The 19,825-nt window shown below is 62.6% G+C and carries 18 protein-coding genes; 15 read left to right on the top strand and 3 right to left on the bottom strand.

The window, feature by feature from the left end:
* Position 1: 1 nt before the first annotated feature.
* Together I7X09_RS01685 and I7X09_RS01690 are read left to right on the top strand one after the other, a co-directional pair.
* Complete coding sequence (locus I7X09_RS01685; RefSeq protein ID WP_200315259.1) at positions 2-1,696, top strand: SulP family inorganic anion transporter; 1,695 nt, start codon at positions 2-4, stop codon at positions 1,694-1,696.
* 47 nt (positions 1,697-1,743) lie between these two features.
* The gene (locus tag I7X09_RS01690; protein ID WP_200315261.1) at positions 1,744-2,709 is read left to right on the top strand and encodes an endonuclease/exonuclease/phosphatase family protein; all 966 of its coding nucleotides are present in this window, start codon (positions 1,744-1,746) and stop codon (positions 2,707-2,709) included.
* A 35-nt stretch (positions 2,710-2,744) separates the two neighbouring features.
* On the opposite strand, the gene I7X09_RS01695 is transcribed toward I7X09_RS01690, so the two are convergent.
* Entirely contained in the window at positions 2,745-3,743 is a 999-nt protein-coding gene (locus I7X09_RS01695) for an Lrp/AsnC family transcriptional regulator (RefSeq protein ID WP_234036773.1), read from the bottom strand.
* 135 nt (positions 3,744-3,878) lie between these two features.
* On the opposite strand from I7X09_RS01695, the gene I7X09_RS01700 reads away from it, so the two are divergent.
* The 7 genes from I7X09_RS01700 (at position 3,879) to I7X09_RS01730 (ending at position 12,276) form a co-directional block, all read left to right on the top strand.
* Entirely contained in the window at positions 3,879-5,222 is a 1,344-nt protein-coding gene (locus I7X09_RS01700; RefSeq protein ID WP_200315263.1) for a DUF3100 domain-containing protein, read from the top strand.
* Between the two features lie 52 nt (positions 5,223-5,274).
* A complete protein-coding gene (locus tag I7X09_RS01705; protein ID WP_166809643.1) occupies positions 5,275-6,489 on the top strand; it encodes an amidohydrolase in 1,215 nt (404 codons plus the stop codon).
* The gene (locus I7X09_RS01710; protein ID WP_200315265.1) at positions 6,486-7,844 is read left to right on the top strand and encodes an L-serine ammonia-lyase; all 1,359 of its coding nucleotides are present in this window, start codon (positions 6,486-6,488) and stop codon (positions 7,842-7,844) included. The genes I7X09_RS01705 and I7X09_RS01710 overlap by 4 nt, the downstream gene beginning before the upstream one ends.
* Before the next feature lie 126 nt (positions 7,845-7,970).
* Positions 7,971-8,861 carry a hypothetical protein gene (locus tag I7X09_RS01715; RefSeq protein ID WP_234036774.1) on the top strand — a complete coding sequence of 297 codons (891 nt, stop codon included), beginning with the start codon at positions 7,971-7,973 and terminating at the stop codon, positions 8,859-8,861.
* Positions 8,862-8,987: 126 nt separating this feature from the next.
* Positions 8,988-10,148: a serine hydrolase domain-containing protein gene (locus I7X09_RS01720; protein ID WP_200315269.1), complete on the top strand. Its 1,161-nt coding sequence runs from the start codon at positions 8,988-8,990 to the stop codon at positions 10,146-10,148.
* Between the two features lie 304 nt (positions 10,149-10,452).
* Positions 10,453-11,139 carry a TetR/AcrR family transcriptional regulator C-terminal domain-containing protein gene (locus I7X09_RS01725; protein ID WP_200315271.1) on the top strand — a complete coding sequence of 229 codons (687 nt, stop codon included), beginning with the start codon at positions 10,453-10,455 and terminating at the stop codon, positions 11,137-11,139.
* A 9-nt stretch (positions 11,140-11,148) separates the two neighbouring features.
* Positions 11,149-12,276 (top strand): FAD-dependent oxidoreductase, encoded by a 1,128-nt coding sequence (locus I7X09_RS01730; RefSeq protein WP_200315273.1) that lies wholly within the window; start codon positions 11,149-11,151, stop codon positions 12,274-12,276.
* Between the two features lie 15 nt (positions 12,277-12,291).
* On the opposite strand, the gene I7X09_RS01735 is transcribed toward I7X09_RS01730, so the two are convergent.
* Complete coding sequence (locus I7X09_RS01735) at positions 12,292-13,143, bottom strand: SDR family oxidoreductase (protein ID WP_200315275.1); 852 nt, start codon at positions 13,141-13,143, stop codon at positions 12,292-12,294.
* Between the two features lie 99 nt (positions 13,144-13,242).
* Complete coding sequence (locus I7X09_RS01740; RefSeq protein WP_095970707.1) at positions 13,243-13,986, bottom strand: GntR family transcriptional regulator; 744 nt, start codon at positions 13,984-13,986, stop codon at positions 13,243-13,245.
* A 96-nt stretch (positions 13,987-14,082) separates the two neighbouring features.
* On the opposite strand from I7X09_RS01740, the gene I7X09_RS01745 reads away from it, so the two are divergent.
* Genes I7X09_RS01745 through I7X09_RS01770 form a run of 6 tightly spaced genes read left to right on the top strand, consistent with a single transcriptional unit; the run spans position 14,083 to position 19,825 of the window.
* Positions 14,083-15,210, top strand: coding sequence for a TIGR03364 family FAD-dependent oxidoreductase (locus tag I7X09_RS01745; protein ID WP_200315277.1), 1,128 nt, complete (start codon positions 14,083-14,085; stop codon positions 15,208-15,210).
* A gap of 25 nt (positions 15,211-15,235) precedes the next feature.
* Entirely contained in the window at positions 15,236-15,913 is a 678-nt protein-coding gene (locus tag I7X09_RS01750; RefSeq protein ID WP_124566288.1) for a phosphonatase-like hydrolase, read from the top strand.
* Between the two features lie 25 nt (positions 15,914-15,938).
* Entirely contained in the window at positions 15,939-16,988 is a 1,050-nt protein-coding gene (locus tag I7X09_RS01755; RefSeq protein ID WP_200315279.1) for a 2-aminoethylphosphonate ABC transporter substrate-binding protein, read from the top strand.
* Positions 16,989-16,990: 2 nt separating this feature from the next.
* A complete protein-coding gene (locus tag I7X09_RS01760; protein WP_200315281.1) occupies positions 16,991-18,166 on the top strand; it encodes an ABC transporter ATP-binding protein in 1,176 nt (391 codons plus the stop codon).
* On the top strand, positions 18,163-19,065 hold the full coding sequence (locus I7X09_RS01765) for a 2-aminoethylphosphonate ABC transporter permease subunit (RefSeq protein ID WP_200315282.1): 903 nt from the start codon (positions 18,163-18,165) through the stop codon (positions 19,063-19,065). Before I7X09_RS01760 ends, I7X09_RS01765 begins: the two co-directional genes overlap by 4 nt.
* Positions 19,040-19,825: an ABC transporter permease gene (locus tag I7X09_RS01770; RefSeq protein ID WP_166809655.1), complete on the top strand. Its 786-nt coding sequence runs from the start codon at positions 19,040-19,042 to the stop codon at positions 19,823-19,825. Before I7X09_RS01765 ends, I7X09_RS01770 begins: the two co-directional genes overlap by 26 nt.

Genomic DNA, 19,825 nt, shown 5'->3' on the forward strand with positions numbered 1-19,825 from the left:
GATGATGTGGACGGAGAGTCTAGGTCGGCTACCGGGGATCGCGACTGCACGCGGATATCGCCGTGAATGGCTGCGCGCAGACGTCACGGCAGGACTCGTTCTGACGGCCCTGCTCATCCCCGCGGGGATGGGCTACGCGGAGGCCGCCGGATTGCCCGCGTACGCCGGTCTGTACGCAACCATCGTGCCGTTGCTCGCGTACGCGGTAGTCGGACCGTCGAAGATTCTTGTACTCGGGCCTGATTCGTCACTGGCACCGCTCATCGCCGCCGCGGTCATACCGCTGGCAGTGGTCGGCGATTCGGAGAACGCGCTTGCACTTGCCGGAGTTCTCGCCATTCTTGTGGGTCTCATCCTCGTGATCGGGGGTTTCCTGCGTCTGGGCTTCGTCACCGAGCTCCTCTCGAAACCCATCCGTCTCGGGTATCTCAATGCGATCGCACTCGTTGTCGTGGTTGGTCAGATTCCCAAGCTGCTCGGATTCTCCGTCGACGCGCCCGGCCTCGTCGGTGAAATCGGTGAAATCGGGAAAGCACTGATCGGTGGTGATGTCGACACCCTCGCTGCCGTCGTCGGCATCGGCTCACTGGTCGTCATAGTCGCCTTCCGGCTCTGGGTACCTGTAGTTCCCGGCGTGCTGGTGGCAGTCGTCGCGGCCATCGTCTTGTCCGCTGCCGCCGGTCTCACCGATGACATCGGAATGGTCGGCGCGCTGCCGGAAGGGCTCCCCCTCCCCTCTGTCGGCGGAGTCACCTGGCAGGACGTGGGGCAGCTGATCGGGCCGGCGGCCGGTATCGCGTTGATTGCCTTTGCCGACACCGGTGTTCTCTCGCGCACCTTCGCCGCCCGACACGGCGAGGACGTGAACGGCAGTACCGAAATGAAGGCGATCGGTGTCGCGAACGTGGCCGGCGGACTTTTCGGCGGATTCCCGATCTCTGCGAGCGGATCACGGACGCCGGTGGCCGAACAGAGTGGGGCACATACACAATTGGCCGGCGTTGTCGGAGCGCTTGCGGTCCTGGTGTTCGTCCTCGTCGCTCCCGGACTCACGGCATATCTGCCCGATGCAACACTGGCCGCCGTCGTCATCGTCGCCGCGTGTGCACTGATCGACGTTGGCGGCATGGTCCGCATGTGGCGCATGAGCACCGTGGAATTCGGCCTCGCCGTCGCGGCGTTCCTCGGCGTCGCCCTCGTCGGGGTGCTTCAAGGCATCCTTGTTGCGATCGGACTGTCCTTCGCAGCGGTCATCGCGCAGGTATGGCAGCCACATCGAACCGAACTCGTCGAGACCGGCGAACCCGCCGGATTCCACGACGTCGAACGACATCCAGATGGGCATCGCATCCCCGGCCTGGTGTTGGTGAGGTTTGACGCGCCACTGTTTTTCGCGAACGGCGAGATCTTCGACGAGTACGTTCGCTCCGTCGTCGCCAAGGCACCCGACCCGGTCGAATGGGTGGTCATTGCCGCCGAGCCGATCACCGGGCTCGACACGACCGCCGTCGACGAACTCGTCGATCTGGATACATTTTTGGAGGGCAAAGGAATTCGATTGGCATTCGCGGAGATGAAAGGTCCGATCAAGGATCGACTCATCCGATTCGGGGTCGGCGACAGGTTCGATTCGACGCACTTCTACCCGACCATCGAAGCGGCCGTGAACGCATTCCGCACCCGAACCGGCGACTGACAACGCCAGGCAATCGGGAGCCTAAGCTGCATTAGGTACCGTTTGGTATGGGATTCACGACGGACAATGTTCCGGCTCGCCGTATCGCTCAGGTCGCCGGGGTGGGTGGGATTGCCGTCGGTGTCATTGCGCTGATCTCGTCGTACTCCACCAAGCCGATCAACCCGTTGATCGCCGTGGCCTCCTTTGTCCCGATGCTGCTTGCAGTCACACTCGCAGCGTCCCTGATATGCCTGGTTTTTCGCCGCTGGATCCTGCTGGCGATTTCGGTGGTACTGATAGCGGTGGGCGCGTCGGTGATCAGTCCATTGTATGTAGCAAACAGTTCCGAAATCGACGGGCCGTCTCTGCGTGTAATGCAAGCGAACCTTCTCTTCGGGCAGGCAGACCCCGTCAGTTTGACTGCGACGGTGCGTGAGAAGGCAGTCGATGTCCTCACGGTTCAGGAACTGACCACATCACTCGAAGGCTCTCTGAGAGATCAAGGGCTCGAGCAACTGCTGCCGCATCACTACTTGGTACCGGACGAGGCCGGCGGGGGTGGCGCAGGTATTTACAGTCGTTATCCGCTGACGGAAACTCGGGAATTGAACGGCTTCGGACCTACCAATCTTGTTGCCGAAGTGGGCTTCTCGACTCCGTTCACCCTTCTGGCGGTACACCCCGGACCGGCGTTCGTGACCCCTCCCGACGTGTGGACTGCCGAGCTGAGCACTTTGCGGAACACACTCGACGCCGCCTCCGCGCAAGAAACCGTCATCGTCAGTGGCGACTTCAATACGACATTCACGCACAAGCAATTTCGTGACCTCCTCGACGTCGGCTACTCCGATGCCGCAGACCAATTGGGAGTAGGCATCGTTCGCACCTACCCGGCGGACAAAAAATTTCCCGCGATCGTCGGCATCGACCATGTACTTCTGCGGGGCGGACAGGCGAAAGCTCTCGAGCGGATCGAGATCGAAGGTTCCGATCACTTCGGCTTGATCGTCGACGTGACGATCCCCAACTAGTCGGAAGAGCACCCGCCCCGCGAACGCATTGCGGATCACCCGTGCTTCGGCATGCTTCGACCCGACACATCGATCGTTCGATGAAGGTGATGCGGCGTACGCAGGACGATCGACCGGTCCACCACGGATACGCCCGGAAACTGCTCGGCGAGATAACCTTCCAAACGCTGCACGTCGTCGATCGAGCGCAGCCACACCGCCAACGCGATGTCGTAGCTGCCGATGGTAGAAGCAACAAGCCTCGCCTCGCGCAGGTGGGAAAGGCGCTGAGCAATTGCCTCCTTTCGCCCGTCGAGACGTAAGAAGTACCACGCGTAGACCGGCCAGCCGGAGTAGGGCCGAGCTATCTCCGTGCGGACGACCAGACGCCCTGTCGACAGCTCGTGAGAAAGTAACGCTCCGGCGCGTGCCGGCGTGACTCCGAGGGCTGCAGCGAGTGCCGAGACGGTAATTCGTGGTTCGCGGGAAAGGATGTCGAACAGCTGCGACTGTTCCTCTTCGCTGGCGCGTACACCACGAATCTTCGCCGGCGGAGTCGCCTCGAGCGCGGCGATCTCGTCCGCGTCGAGAGCACGTAGACGCCAGTTTCGGGCATCGGAGTTCGCCGAGGACACGATCTGTGTTCGCATCGCGGTGATCATCGGCAGCGATCGTGTTCGCTCCAGGACGTATCTGGACAATTGATCGAGGTCGGTGCACGTGAGCGTGACAAGCAGATCCCGATTGCCGGTTGTGAGATCGACTGTCAGGACCTCTGGATCGTGCGCGATCTGTTCGGCGACACCAAGGGTCTGCGCCGGTGCGCATTCGATCTCGAGGAGCGCAGTCGCCGACACGATGGGACCGCCTCGGTAGGCAGCGATCCACGCTATCCCTTGCGAGTGTAGACGCTCCCAACGCCTGGTCAGGGTGACCGGGTCGGAACCGATCGCGCGTGAAAGCTCGGACCACGACGCTCGCGGCCTGATCTGCAGTGCGTTCAACAGCCGAAGATCGTCGTCCTTGAGCATCTGATCCTGCACCGAGGACCTCACTTTCACAAGAATGCTGCACCGAAACAGGATCGAAACGCATCAATCCTAACTTCATCTCATCAATAGTCCACCAAATCCTGAGCCTCGAGAACGCTACATCTTGCGTTCGTTCGCCCCCTCGAGAAAGACACCGACATGACCGAAGCATTCCCTGTCTCGCATGACGATTCTCCGGTCAGCGATCAGACCGCGACGCACAAGGTCGTTTTCGCCATGAGGTCGCCACGCCTGTGGATCGTGGTGATTCTGCTCCTCGGGCTTGCGGCAGGCGCCCAACTGATCGGCCCCGCAGTGATTCCCGTCGGCGCTGCCGCCATCACGATCCTGCCCATGGTGTGGGGACTGATTGCCGGCGGTGTCGTCTCGAGCCAGAAGTGGAAACCTCTCGGCCTCGATCTTCAGGCCGCAGCCTCGGCAATCATGGGGCTGGCTGTTCTCTTGCTCTGCGCAAGACTGTCTTTCACCATCGGCCCGAACATCCAACTGTTGTTCGAGGCGGGCCCTGCCCTGCTACTGCAGGAACTGGGGCACTTGTTCGGCACTATCGCTCTCGCACTCCCACTGGCGGTACTCCTTCGGATGGGACCGGCGACCGTCGGAGCAACCTTCTCCATCGACCGCGAGGGCTCCTTCGCGATGGTCAGTGAACGCTACGGCCCCGATTCCGACCAGTACCGCGGAGTCCTGTCGATGTACGTTTTCGGCACTCTGTTCGGTGCCGTGCTGATCAGCCTGATTGCGTCGCTGGCTACGTCCTTCAACATCTTCGACCCCCTCGCGTTGGCGATGGGTGCTGGGGTCGGATCCGGCTCGATGATGGCTGCCGCTGCCGCGAGCGTCGTTTCGGCGCACCCCGAGATGGCCGACCAGGTACTCGCCGTGGCAGCCACATCCAACATCATCACCGGCCTCCTCGGCGTGTATGTCGGCATGTATGTCGCACTCCCCCTTGCTGATCGAATCTACGGCGCACTCACCAAGCGCTCGAAGACGAGCACCGAGCGGAAAGCTGACACTGCCCCACGAGCGGTCGCGCCGAGTGTCACCGTGCCGCTGACCACTATCGTTCCGATTCTGTTCGTCGGTGGGGTCATCGTCTCCTCGATCGCAGCGGGTGGCGTAACTCGATCGATCATCGTCGGATACCTGATCCTCACCGGATTGTTACTCCTGGGCGTCGGCGTGGCCCGCCTGACCCGCGGCAAGATCGCGGCGATGATCGCCATCATCACCGTCGGCGCCTTGGCGACCACGCCGTGGTCCCCCATCGGTGACTTCGTCTCGACCACCGTCGGTACCGTCGACTTTCTCTCGATCTGCACCCTCACCTTGACTGTCGCAGGTCTCAGCCTCGGCAAGGACCTTCCCTTGCTCAAGACGATCGGCTGGAAGATCGTCCCGGTCGGAATCGTCGCGATCCTCGCCTCGTACCTGCTTTCCGTGGTCGTCGCGGAGTTCGCGCTCGGCCTCTGGCATTAGGACTGCACCGAAAGACGCTGGAAACAAAAGATCTTGAAAGGAAGCAATATCCATGTCCATCGCTGACACCCTCGCCCCCACGGACTCGGTTTCGAGCACGATCGAGAAGTGGTCATCTCGCCTCATCGACGTCAGCCACACGATCCATGCTCACCCAGAGTTGGCATTCGAAGAGCATCGTGCGTCGGCGCTCTTGGCTGACGCCGCGCAGGAAGCGGGCTTCACGGTTACTCGCGCCGCCTACGGCCTCGAGACGGCATTCGAAGCGGTGCGAGGCTCCGGCCCCTTCCGCGTCGTCGTCTGCGCCGAATACGACGCCCTCCCCGACATCGGTCATGCGTGTGGGCACAACGTCATCGCCGCCGCCGGACTCGGAGCAGCCGTCGCACTCGGTGAGGTCGCGGAAGAGCACGGCCTGACCGTCGTCCTCCTCGGTACGCCGGCCGAGGAACACGGCGGCGGGAAAGTCCTACTCCTCGAACGCGGCGCATGGGAGGGCGCGGCGATGTCGATCATGGTCCACGGCGCTGCAGGTGAAGACGTCAGTTGCACCGTCACGGGAACGCAGGCAGTCGATCGGTTCGACGTGACCTACTCCGGACGAGCCGCGCACGCGGCCGCTGCGCCACACAAGGGAATCAACGCAGGTGACGCCGCCACGATCGCCTTGGTTGCCATCGGACTTCTCCGTCAACAACTTCCGTCCGACGTCAGACTGAACGCCTACGTCGAGCACGGCGGCGAAGCGACAAACATCATTCCGGCCTCGACATTGGTTCGAGCGGAAGTTCGGGCCGCAGAACTCGACGTGCTGTTGGACGCCAAGCGTCGCATGCTCGCATGCTTCGAGGGCGCTGCTGTGGCCAGCGACTGCTCCTGGTCGACCGAACGCGCCGAACCTCGGTACGAGGAGCTGGTACAACATCGCGTGCTGGCGACCATCTGGGACGAGGAGATCGCGAGCCTGGGCCGCACCGCGGCCGCCCGAACTCCCCTGACCGGCGGCTCGACTGACATGGGCAACGTGTCGAAGGCGGTGCCCTCGATCCACCCGATGATCGCGTTGCGCGGCGTCACCGGAGTTCCTCACACTATCGAGTTTGCCGCTGATGCCCGCTCCGCAGCGGGTGACGAAGCCGTTCTGCATGGGGCAATCGCAATGGCGCGCACTGTGATCCGAGCCGCTAGCGGGGACTCGCGCTCCACCCTCTTGACGCTTGCGGCCCAGCGCGAGTCAGGAGCGACCACCGTCACGAGCGCCGAATGAGCACCACCGGAGTCTATGTTTCCGCTCTCGAATTCTTCTCCATCGGCATCGGACCCTCCAGTTCACACACGGTCGGTCCGATGCGCGCTGCCCACGCTTTCGGCGGCGAGCTCGCCGCTGCCGACTTGACCGCGTCGGTCGACCGGATTCGCTGCAATCTGCACGGCTCACTCGCCGCCACCGGAATAGGCCACTGCACTCCCGACGCGGTGATCGCGGGACTTCGTGGGTTGGAGCCTGAAACGTGCGAGCCGAGCGACGTTCACGGGCGTTGGGCCGAGCTGTCGGACGGCGGATCGGTGACGCTCGTCGGTGGCTCGCTCGAACACGTAGTGTTCGAGCACGAGGACATGGTGTTCGAGCCGCTCGTTCGCCGTCACGGCCACCCCAACTCGATGACCCTGACCGCCTTCAAGGGTCGCGAAATCGTCTGTACACGTACATATCTGTCGATCGGTGGCGGATTCGTACTGCGCGCCGGAACGGAGACGCAAGCAAACGCGCATTCGATCAACTCACGCTACCGAACCGCGAAAGAGCTACTGGCGGAAAGCGGCTCCGGAACTATCGCCGAACTGGCCTTGTCGGACGAAATCGCGATACACGGCCAGGATCGGGCATTCACCGGCATCGACGCGATCTGGTCCGCGATGCGCGCCTGCATCGAGCGCGGCACCCAGACCGAAGGTGTATTGCCCGGGCGTCTCGGAGTTCGCCGACGCGCGCGGTCTGCGAACATTCAACTGGAACAACGTAACTGCGCACCATCCTCACGCGAGTGGCTGACGGTCTACGCCATGGCGGTCAACGAAGAAAATGCAGCAGGTGGCCGCGTGGTAACGGCTCCGACGAACGGTGCGGCAGGCATCGTGCCGGCGGTGCTCTACCACCACATACGTGCGACGGGCGCCGGCGCGCATGACGTTCGAACATTTCTACTCACCGCGGCGGCAATCGGGTCGATCATCAAGGCGAATGCCTCGATCTCGGGTGCGGAAGCCGGGTGTCAAGGCGAGGTCGGAGCCGCTTGTGCGATGGCGGCGGCAGGTCTGTGTGCCGTCATGGGTGGATCGCCACGACAAATCGAGAATGCAGCTGAGATTGCCATGGAACACCATCTGGGGCTGACCTGCGATCCGGTTGGTGGCCTGGTCCAAATCCCCTGCATCGAGCGAAATGCCGTAGCCGCCTCGACTGCAGTCACCGCAGCACAGCTCGCATACCTGGGTGACGGGACGCATGTGGTGAGCCTCGATACCGTCATCGAGACCATGCGACAAACCGGAAACGACATGTCCGTGCGCTACAAGGAAACCAGTGAAGGCGGGCTCGCCGTCAATGTCGTCGAGTGCTGAGGGGGATGTCGACGCCGGTGGCGTCCACGGGCGGCCGCCACCGCCGGAAATATCATCCTCTCGAACGATGAAGTCCGTAGCGCGGATTTCTACACTCGGTGACATGACTTTGTGGACGGTGACCAGATGACCGCGCATCACGCTGGCGGAATTCCGCTGCATACCGCGTCGGGGCCATCTCGGCCGATACTGTCTTCCGGCCGCAAGATCGCCGCGCTGATCGCTGCCGCCGCCGTCTTCTCCGCAGCCTTCGTTCTCGCCCCGGCCATGCTGACAACACGTCCCGGCGAGGGCTATGCAAACCAGGGGGCGCTCGTCGAGACGGTCCGAGCAAATTTCGTCGAGTATTGGAACTCGGGCGTTGAGAGCTTCACGCCCGGTTTGCAGTCCGCTGTCGACTACTGGCAGCGGTACCACATGGCCAAGGCAGTGATTGCGGTAATCCTGTTGACCGTCCTGCTCTCACTCGGCCGCGCGCTCTGGATGTCGTTCGTGAACGCCGGCCCTCTGACGGCTGGAAAGAAACTCGCATTCGTCTCGGCCGGTGGACTGGTCACACTCCTCGCACTGTTCTCGTCGGTACTCGTAATGGCAAACGTCCAAGGTGTCGTTGCGCCCTTCTCTTCGCTGATCTCGATGTTGCCCGTGGCCCAGACGGATGGGGCGCTTGGCGACACTGTCGGGCAGGTCCGCCAACAGCTCGCTCAGTCGACGGGCACCGGAAATCAGCAAAGTCCCGCCCTCGAACTGATGATCAGCGACTTCGCGCGGTATCACTTGGCCATGGCGGTGATCGCGCTGATCGCGGCAGCAATATCACTGGCCGTGGCCGTGGTCGTGTGGGCACGCTTCGCGAGAACGGCACGATCCGAGCGACGGACGAGATTCATGTCGGGGTCGATAGGCCTTCTCACTGCACTGTTCACGCTGGGATTGATCGTTGTCGGCGTAGCAAATATGGGCACCGCGGCAGACCCGGCACCGGCGCTGGCGGCGTTCTTCGACGGCGGGCTCTGACCCAAGTCAAGGGTTGAGGCCAGGGTTCCGTAGTCCCCCGGTACCGGTTGAGGAGGTACCTGGGGACTGCGTCTGCCGTACCCGGGGTCGATGTGTGAGTGCCCTCGGACAGGCAGAGTTCGACTCATGAAAACCGGAGCAAGACGCATCATGCTTGTCGGCCTGTGCAGCGCCATGGTTGCCGGCGCTGTAATCAGCTGCAGCACGGACAAATCCACAGACAATCCCACATCCACCACTGACAAGGTCATGGACTCTGCCATCACCGGCCAGCTCGACTCGATCATCGACGCGGCGGTGAATTCGACCGGGATTCCCGGTGCGATGGTGGGCATTTGGGGACCCAACGGCAACTATGTGAAGGTTGCGGGCGTCGCCGATACTGCAACGAAAGCACCGATGGAAACCGACTTCTACCACCGAATCGGTAGCGTCACCAAGACATTTACCGTGACCGCCCTGCTGCAATTGGTCGACGAGGGAAAGATCGGTCTCGATGATCCGATTTCCCAGTACGTCGACGGCGTCATGGAAGGTGATGCGATCAGTTTGCGTCACCTGGCAGGGATGCGCAGCGGCCTTGTGGACTACACGACGTCCGAACAGTTTGTGATGGAATATCTTTCGGATCCTCGCCGACCTTTCACACCGGAAGAACTCGTCGGATACGTCAAGGATCTCCCACTTCGACTTCGACCAGGGACCACCGTCGACTACTCGAACACCAACACTGTTCTGCTGGGCATGGTGATCGAAAAGGTCTCCGGCTCAAAACTGTCGGACGTCATCGACACCAAGATCGCGACACCACTCGGGATGGAGCACACCAGCTTTCCCACGACCAACGCGTTCCCGACACCACACGCACAGGGGTACACCAACCAAACGCTCGACGAATCCGTGACCGCGGCAACGGATTGGAATCCGTCGTGGGGCGGCGCCGCGGGTGCAATGATCTCGTCTTTGGACGACATGCGCATCTGGGTTCCGGCGCTGGCCAAGGGCGATCTTCTCACCGACGACACTCAGAAGCAGCGCCTGCAAACCGTGAACTTGAGCGAAGGGGACGACAGCTCCGGCTACGGACTCGGATTGTTCAACAGCGGTGGCTGGATCGGTCACAACGGAAGCCTGCCCGGCTACAAGACAGTCTCGGTCTACTTGCCCGAGAAGGACACCACCCTGGTCGTCTTCATCAACACCGACATCGACGGCGAGACTGATCTGACCAGCGCGTTGATGGTACCGATCACCAAGTTGATCAGCCCCGACAACGTCTACGGCTGATCACCTCGGGTCGGATCCACAATTCGGACGAAAGTGACATTTCGGGTTCGGTCAGTCGATAGGCTCATCCATCGACAGATCGAACCCGGAAGAGGCAGACATGGGATCCTTGAACGACTGGTTACTCAACAGCGACAGCCCGCTCGCGGGGATCGTCGGCGGCATCCTACTGACGATCGCGATGCTTTCCGGCGGCACGGGCATGTAGCCCGCCACGCTCGATACAGCTCCGTATAGCGCTGGATGTTCAGTGCGTGACCCGACGAACATGTTCGTTACGAACATGTTCGTGTACGGTGTAGTCATGCCCACGCAGCCAACAGGTCCGTCGAGCCGTCGCAATCGTCCAGCCAAACCCGCTCTGACACGCGAGGGCATCGTCGGTACCGCGGTGCAAATCTTGCGGTCGGAGGGGTTGCAGAAGTTGACGATGCGTCGACTCGCCCTCGAACTCGACACCGGCCCGGCGTCGCTGTACGTATACGTGCGCAATACTGTCGAGCTACATGCCGCGGTTCTCGACGAACTCCTCGGAGTCGTGGATCTCGCCGAAAATTCTCCCGGCACTTGGCAAACCCGCCTCGAACAGGTCTTGACCTCCTACACGGCCGTGCTGTTCGATCATCCCGGTCTCGCCCAGTCGGCACTCGTTTCCCGGCCCAGCGGAGTTCACTACGTACGCCTGCTCGAGCGCCTGCTGGCATTACTCGACGAAGGCGAAGTCCCTTCGGGTCAAGCAGCGTGGGGCGTGGACTTGCTGCTGCAGTATGCGACGTCCACAGCTGCCGAACACTCGGCGCCGAACAATTCCGCCGACTCGGATGCCCAATGGAGCGCGTTGACCGACGCAATCCGGAACGCAAACCCGCAGACGCACCCCCTCGTCTCAGGCCATGCAACAGCACTACTCGCCGGTGAACCCACCGCACGTCTGTCCTGGGGATTTCGCACGCTCATCACGGGCATCGAGAACACCCCACTCACTTCTTAGGAATCCACCATGAATCACTATCCCATCGCAATCATCGGTGCCGGCCTCGGCGGCCTCACCCTCGCCCGAGTCCTCCATCTCCACGGAATCGATTCTGCGGTATTCGATCTCGAATCCGGACCAACAGCGCGGACCCAAGGCGGCATGCTCGACATCCACGAAGACTCGGGCCAGATCGCGCTTCGTGCCGCCGGCCTGTACGACGAGTTCCGCGCCCTCGTTCATCAAGGCGGTGAAGAGACACGCGTCCTCGATCGAAATGCCGTCGTGCACCTGAGCGAGCAGGACACCGGAGACGGTGACCGCCCGGAAATCGACCGAGGTCAGCTGCGTGACCTACTGCTCAGCTCACTTCCACAAGAAACAATCCACTGGGGAGCCAAGGTCCGCAGTGCACATCCGTTGCCGGACGGTCGACACGAGGTCCACCTCGCCGATGGCACCCACTTCACCACCGATCTCCTGGTCGGCGCCGACGGCGCGTGGTCGAAAATTCGCCCTCTGGTTTCGAACGCCACTCCTGCCTATACCGGGATATCTTTCGTTGAGTTCGACCTTCACGACGCCGACAACCAACACGCGAATGCCGCCGAAACAATCGGTGGCGGAATGATGTTCGCGCTCAGCGCCGACAAAGGCTTCCTTGCCCACCGTGAGACCGACAACAGTCTGCACGTCTATGCCGCCCTGCGAGTTCCCGAGAACTGGGCGGCGAGTGTCGACTTCTCCGACGATCACATCGCGAAGAAGATTCTGCTGGAACACTTCTCGGACTGGGACGAGTCGCTGCGTTCACTGATCGTCGAAGCGGACAGCACGCTGACTCCTCGCCCCATCCATGCCCTTCCCATCGGGCACAGTTGGAGCCGTACTCCAGGCGTCACATTGCTCGGGGACGCAGCGCACGTCATGTCGCCGTTTGCCGGAGAAGGCGCAAACCTGGCAATGCTCGACGGCGCCGAACTCGGCGAGGCGATCGCGTCACACAGCAGCACGCAGCAAGGACTTGCTGCCTACGAAGAGCGACTGTTCCCGCGTAGCGCCGCGTCGGCACAACAGTCGGCTGATGGACTGGACATGTGCTTCGGCGAGAACGCACCCCAGGGGCTCCTGGACATGTTCACCTCACACCCCTGACCTGACGAATTCGGATCAGGTCGTCAGGTCCTCGTGGGCAAGCGACGAAGACAAACCACGGTGGGCTTCGACTTGCTCCAGCAGTTGGCGGGCTTTCTGCTCGACCACGGACACTGCATCGGCGCCGGCGACCCAACGACGTGGGGGTAGCGGCGAATCGACAAGTGCCACAAGTGCCGCGGCAAGTTTCACCGGATCCCCACCCTGGGCACCGTTCATACTCTTCCACGCTTCGACGGTCTCGCCAGTCCGAGCGTCGTAGTCGTCTATCGACAATTCCGGCCAGATCGACGACGCACCCTCGACAAGCAGCTCGGTCCGGAAGAATCCCGGCTCCACGATCGTCGTCCCGATTCCGTACGGTTCGACGTCGAATCGCAATGATTCCATCCAGCCCTCCAGCGCAAATTTCGACGCGGCGTAGGCTGCGCAAAACTCCTGACCAACCAGGCCCGCAAGCGAACTGACAGTCACGACATGCCCACTCCGTTGCCTACGCATCACCGGCAGCACCGCCCGTGTCACATTGATCGGCCCGAAAAAGTTGGTCTCCATCTGAGCGCGAAGTTGTGCCGGACTGACAACTTCGAAGAACCCGGCGTAGAAGTTTCCGGCGTTGTTCACCAGCACATCGATTCCACCGAATCGTGCAACTGCCGTGTCCACCGCAGCATATGCGGCTTGTTCGTCGGTGATGTCCAAGGCAATCACCAACAGGTCGTCATGCTCACCGATCGCTGCAGAAACACGGTCCGCATCACGCCCCGTTGCCACCACCGCATGCCCGGCAGCAAGAGCCGCCTGCGCAATGTCGACTCCCATGCCCCGGCCTGCGCCGGTAACGAACCAGACCTTCTTGTCAGCCATGTTCACTGTCCTCTCGTTTGATGGAGTCCAGTACAGAACAGATTCCACGGCCCTGGGAGTGCCTGTCGTTCCGGGTAACAGCAGACCCCCTCAACGCGCCTACTCGCGAAGAGTCGTCAAGAAGGCAATACGGTCACCACGGTAGAGCGAACGAACGCGCTCGATCGGCACACCCTCCGGATCGACGGACGTCCGGTGCAACAGAAGCATCGGCATCGAGGTGGTGGACTCGACGAGTGTTGCCTCGCGCGGTGACGCGAGCACCGTCTCGATCCGTTCGGTAGCAGAGGCGAAGACCACGCCGATGGAGCGGATGGCCGCGTACAGGGACGTCGTCGCGTCGAAGGCGTCGAGCATCTCACCGAACCTGCTGTCCGGCAAGAAGGTTGATTCGAGCCCGATCTTCTCGCCGTCGGCGAAGAGGACACGCTCGAGATGAACCACGCTGTCGCCCAACTCGATACCCAACTCCGTCGCGAGACCGTCGTCGGCTGACATTCGTTCGAAGGTCACAACCTTACGACTGGGCACTCGCCCAGCACTCAGAGCGCCTTCGGTATAGGAACGAATCGACAGCGGCTGAACCAACTTCGGACTCGCTACGACGGTGCCCCGACCCCGCCGCTCGATCCGTCCTTCGACGAGAAGATCACGAAGCGCTTGACGAACCGTCTCGCGAGCGACGGTGAACCGCGCCGCCAGTTCTCGCTCCGACGGGACGGAATCACCCTCGTCGAGCCCGCTGAGAATGGTCTCGATCTCGGTGCGCACCCGGTAGTACTTCAACTCGGGTTCGATCACGACGCTCGAGGTCCCCGGCCCGGTGGACGTCTGCTGATTCATGGCGCAAGCGTACAAGAATTCGGTCTATACCAATTGTTAACCTGGAGTTCGTCTCGATTCCCCCTATTGGTCTAGACCAAACGTCACTATCTCTACATGCGAATTTTGATTGTGGGCGGAGGAATCCTCGGAACGGCGCACGCCGACGAGGCAATCCGCCGGGGACACGATGTCATCCATCTCGAACGCGAGCCCGAAGCCCGCGGTGCAACGGTACGGAACTTCGGATTGGTCTGGGTATCCGGGCGAGCTCCCCACGAACTGGAAGCCGCGCTGCGTTCGCGCGAGCTGTGGGCGAACCTTGCCGCCCGTGTCCCCGGCGTCGGATACCGCCCGGCCGGCTCCATCACCCTCATGCGCACCGAGGAGGAGGTCGCGGTCGCGCAGGAAGCATTCGCTCGGCCGGACGCCGACAACCGAGGGTTCGCACTTCTCGATCCCGACGCCGTTCGCGTCGTCAACCCCGCACTCCGGGGCAAGTTTCTCGGCGGACTGCACTGCACCCTGGACGCCGCTGTCGAGTCGCGGCAAGCGCTCCCCGCCATCCGTTCTTACCTCGAATCCACCGGCCGTTACACCTTCCACGCCGGAACGGAAGCCCGCGAGATCACGACGAACACCTCCGGCGTACACATCCGTGACGATCACGGTCGCAACTTCGAGGCCGATCTCGTGATCGTCTGCCCCGGAGCAACACTCGGCGGATTGGCCCGCGATCTCGCCGGCGATCTCCCGTTGCGACGTGTGCGCCTGCAGATGATGCAGACAGCCCCACTCGGCGAAAAGCTCACCACCGCAATCGCGGACGGTGACAGCTTCCGCTACTACCCCGGTTTCGCCGGATCTGCCCTCGATCACCTTCGCACGGTGCAGCCGCAGGAACCGACGGCCGAGGAGCACCGCATGCAGCTCCTGTGCGTGCAGCGCTTGCACGGCGGCCTGACCATCGGCGACACCCACGAATACGAGGAGCCCTTCGACTTCGACGTCGACGAGGCGCCCTATCGCCATCTGTCCGGAGTCGTGGAAACACTTCTGGGACGCGATCTTCCGCCCATCGTCAAGCGATGGGCGGGCGTCTACAGCCAGTGCCTCGACCCCTCACAACTTGTTCACCGCGCACAAGCCGCCGACAACGTCTGGGTGGTTGCCGGTCCCGGTGGCCGAGGCATGACGCTCGGCCCGGCACTGGCGGAACACATCGCCGACCAGCTCGGTCTCTGAATCCTTCCGACAAGAAAGACTTCTCATGTCTCCCATCACCCTTGCCGTTCTCGACATGGCCGGCACCACCGTCGCCGACGACGGACTGGTGCTTCGCGCGTTCGCCGCCGCTGCCGAAGCCGGCGGACTGCCTGCCCAAGGCACCGAAGCCGACGCCGCTCGCCAATACGTCCTCGACACGATGGGCCAGTCGAAGATCGTCGTGTTCCGGGCGATCTTCGGGGACGAATCCCGCGCCCAAGCCGCGAACGCCGCCTTCGAAACCACTTACGATTCCCTCATCGACCAGGGCCTGGCCGAGCCGATCCCCGGCGCCGAGAAAGCCATCACCACTTTGCGCGAGGCCGGCATCAAAGTTGCCTTGACCACCGGGTTCAGCCGATCGACGCAGGACAAACTCCTCGTCGCGCTCGGCTGGGAATCCCTCGCCGATCTCACCCTCTCCCCCGCCGAGGCCGGTCGCGGTCGACCGTACCCGGACCTGGTTCTGACTGCCCTGCTCAAACTTTCGATCGACGACGTCCACCAGATCGCCGTACTCGGTGACACGTCCAACGACGTGCTCAGCGGCATTCGCTCCGGCGCATCGATCGTTGCCGGCACTCTGACCGGCGCTCACGACGAACAGCAACTTCGCGAAGCCGGTGCCACCCACATCGTCCCGTCCGTGACGGAGTTCGCCGAACTCCTCACCCACTCCTGATCTCACCTCCGAAAAAGGAATCGTCATGCGTCTACGCCCGAGCATCGCTGCGGCCGCTCTCGCCGTGTCCGTCCTTTCGTTCACCACCGCCTGCGGTGGCACCGGCACTGCCGCCGGATCAGATACCGAGACCGTCACCGTCTACAGCGCCGACGGTCTGTCCGGTTGGTACAAGGGAAGATTCGACGCCTTCACCGCGCAGACCGGTATCGCCGTCAACCTGGTCGAAGCTGGATCCGGCGAGGTTGTCTCCCGCGTCGAGAAGGAGCAGTCCAACCCACAGGCAGACGTGATCATCACGCTGCCGCCGTTCATCCAGAAGGCCGACGCTCAAGGTCTGCTCGAGCCCAGCGGAATCGACACCTCCGCCGTTCCTGCCGACGAGAAGGACGACGCCGGCAAGTACGTACCCGTCGTCGAGAATTACCTCTCGTTCATCGCCAATCCAACTGCATCACCCGCCCCACAATCTTGGGACGACCTGCTCACCGATCAGTTCAAGGGCAAGTTGCAGTACTCCACGCCCGGGCAGGCCGGCGACGGTACCGCGGTGTTGTTGCTGCTCCAGCATCTGATGGGCAAGGAAGGCGCCCTCGACTACCTCGGAAAGCTCCAGGCCAACAACGTCGGACCCTCGTCCTCCACCGGAAAGCTCCAGCCCAAGGTCAGCAACGGCGAGCTGCTGGTCGCCAACGGTGACGTCCAGATGAACCTCGCCTCCATCGCCGACGACGGATCGAAGTTCGACATCTTCTTCCCCGCTGGAGCCGACGGCACTCGCACCACCATCGCACTGCCCTACGTGATGGGCCTCGCCAAGAGCGCACCCAGCAGCGAACAAGCCAAGAAGTTGATGGAGTTCCTGCTCTCCGAAGAGTCCCAGAAGACCGTCGCCACCGATGCACTCGGCGTATCGGTCCGCGAGGACGTCCGAAGCAACGCCGGTGAATCCAGCGACAAGAACACGCCTTCCGGAGTTCTGCAGGGCGTCAACGTCTGGACCCCGAACTGGAACGACGTCCTCAGCTCGCTCGACGCCGACATCGCCGCTTACCAGAAAGCCACCGGGAGCTGATCATGGCAAGAACCAGACTGGGGCGGACGCTCCCCGAGACCGTCGGTGTTCACGGAGCGATCGAACATTCCGCTCCGGCAATCACTTTCGATCGCGTCAACGTCGCCTACGGCCGTGGAAAGACCGCAACCCATGCCCTCGTCGATTTCAATCTGCGAGTGGCACCGGGTGAAACTGTGGCACTGCTGGGGCCCAGTGGATCCGGGAAGTCGACCGCGCTGAAGGCCCTCGCGGGATTTGTCCGCCCCACGTCCGGTTCCGTCAAGCTCGGCACCCGAGACATCACCAATCTGCCTCCCGCACAGCGCGGTATCGGCGTCGTCGTTCAGTCGTACGCCCTCTTCCCGCACATGCGAGTTTTCGAAAACGTAGCCTTCGGACTCCGAGCCCATCGCGTGCCGCGGTCGGAGATCGGCCCTCGCGTAGCCGAAGCCCTCGACATGGTCGGGATGTCGGCGTACGGAAAGCGCCTTCCCCGTGAACTTTCCGGCGGTCAACAGCAGCGAATCGCCATTGCCCGAGCATTGGCGATTCGCCCTGGAGTACTCCTCCTCGACGAACCGTTGGCCGCCCTGGATGCTCAACTTCGCGAGAGCATGCTCGGCGAGCTGGCGAGGCTGCGCGCAGCACTACCTGACACCGCCATGCTCTACGTGACGCACGATCAGAGTGAAGCCCTGGCGCTCGCGGACCGAATCGCAGTGATGCGCAACGCCAGACTCGCGGACATCGACACCGCCGAGGCCTTGTGGAAGCGTCCACCGTCCAGCTTCACCGCGGCCTTCCTCGGGGGTGCCAACCTGCTGCCCTGCACCGTCACACGCGTCATCGGCACCTCCGCACTGGTCTCGATCGGTGGCACGCCGTTCACTGCTCACGCCCCGCAGCCCGAGATCGGGCACATCGAATGGGAGTCCGACATGGACGCCTACCTGTGTGTTCGTCCACACGCGGTAGGCGTAACCGGCGTCGGCGCGCGAGGATCATTCCCGGCACATATCGTCTCGAGCGTCTGGCGCGGTTCCACGACGCGTCTGACACTGGCTGTCCATGGTCTCGACGACGTCCGCGTCGACGCAGATGTTCCAGGGCACGACGAGCGACCGGTCGACACAGAAGTGGGCGTCGTCCTGCCCACGGACGGCAGCGTTCTGGTTCCCGCGGATCGCCACCCATGACGACCACCTTGGAACGCCCCGAAACCGCTGTGCCCCAGCACAAAGACCCGATCCCGTGGCGCCGGATCGGGTGGGCGCTACCGCCACTGCTTCTTGTCCTCGTGTTTGCTGTCTATCCCACCGCGCGTGTCCTCACGGAATCGCTGAGCACCGAGAGCGGCACCGGGTTGTCCACGTGGTCCTCCGTGCTCGGTTCGGAACTGTTCCGAACCGCACTCTGGCGGACCATCCAGATCGCCGTGGCGTCGACGCTGGGCTGCCTGGTGCTGGGCACCTTCCTCGCCTTGGTGCTTGCCTTCGTTCCGTTTGCCGGATACAAGGTGGTTGGCCGATTGATCGACACAGTGCTCGCCCTGCCGTCGTTCCTGATCACGCTGGCGTTCACGTTTCTGTACGGCACTGCCGGCGCCGTCAACGCGTTGATCATGCGCATCACCGGCGACGCGAGCGGTCCGCTCAATTTCCTCAACACGCCGTTCGGAGTCATCGCGGCCGAGATCACCTTCTTCACGCCGTTTGTCGTCCGACCGCTACTGGCCGCGTTCACCCAGATTCCGCGTGAACAGCTCGACGTTGCAGCCAGTCTCGGCGCGTCTCCTGTCCGAGTTCTGCGACAGGTGGTGATGCCGGAAGCGTGGCCGGCCCTGCTGGCCGGTGGTTCACTCGTCCTTCTGATGACGCTCAACGAATTCGGCATCGTGCTCTTCACCGGAGCAAAAGACGTCGTAACCCTTCCGGTCCTCATCTACACCCGTGGCATCGTCACCTTCGACTTGCCGGGAGCGGCAGTGATCGCGACGGTTCAAGTCGCACTCTCGCTCGGCTTGTACTGCCTCTACCGATTCACGTTCAACAGATTGATGGGAGGCAGCCGTGCTGCTGTGGACCCGAAGCTCTAGGGCTCTAGTACTCGGATTCTTCGCCCTCGTCGTCGCGGTTGTCTTCGTCGCGCCGATCGCCACCGTCGTCGCGGCTGCCTTGGCCGGATCGTGGACCGGGCCACTTCCGTCGAATCTCGGTGGAAAGAACTTCTCCACGGCGCTGTCCGACGAGAACTTCGCCAGCCTGACCGTCAGCTTGCAGACTGCGTTCATCTCGGGCGCGCTAGCTCTGATCGTCGGAACCTGGGCCGCGCTGGCTGCTCGTGAGGCGCCGATGTGGCTGCGGCGCATCACCGACGCCGTGTTCCACCTGCCGATTGCAGTTCCCTCGGTCGCGATCGGATTGGGGCTGCTGATCACCTTCAACGAGCGCCCGCTGCTGCTCGGCGGTACCAAGTGGATCGTGATTCTCGCTCACACGGTTTTGGTGCTTGCCTTCGCCTTCAGTTCCGTATCGGCCGCGCTCGAACGGCTCGATCCCGCCTACCGTCAAGCTGCCGAATCACTCGGCGCCGGGCCCGTGCGGGTCCTGACGCGGGTGACGCTACCGCTGCTGCTCCCAGCGTTGGGTGCGGCCGCCGGGCTTTCCATCGCACTGTCGATGGGCGAGCTGGGCGCTACCGTGATGGTCTATCCGGCGACCTGGAAGACCTTGCCAGTCAGCATCTTCGGACTCACCGACCGCGGCCAGGTATTTCTCGCCGCAGCAAATACGACACTGCTGCTTGCAGTCACCCTGGTCGCCCTCATGGTGGTCGGCAGAATCCGGCGGCGCTGA

The sequence above is a fragment of the Rhodococcus sp. P-2 genome (assembly GCF_016598535.1).
Classification (GTDB): Bacteria; Actinomycetota; Actinomycetes; order Mycobacteriales; family Mycobacteriaceae; genus Rhodococcus_F; species Rhodococcus_F baikonurensis.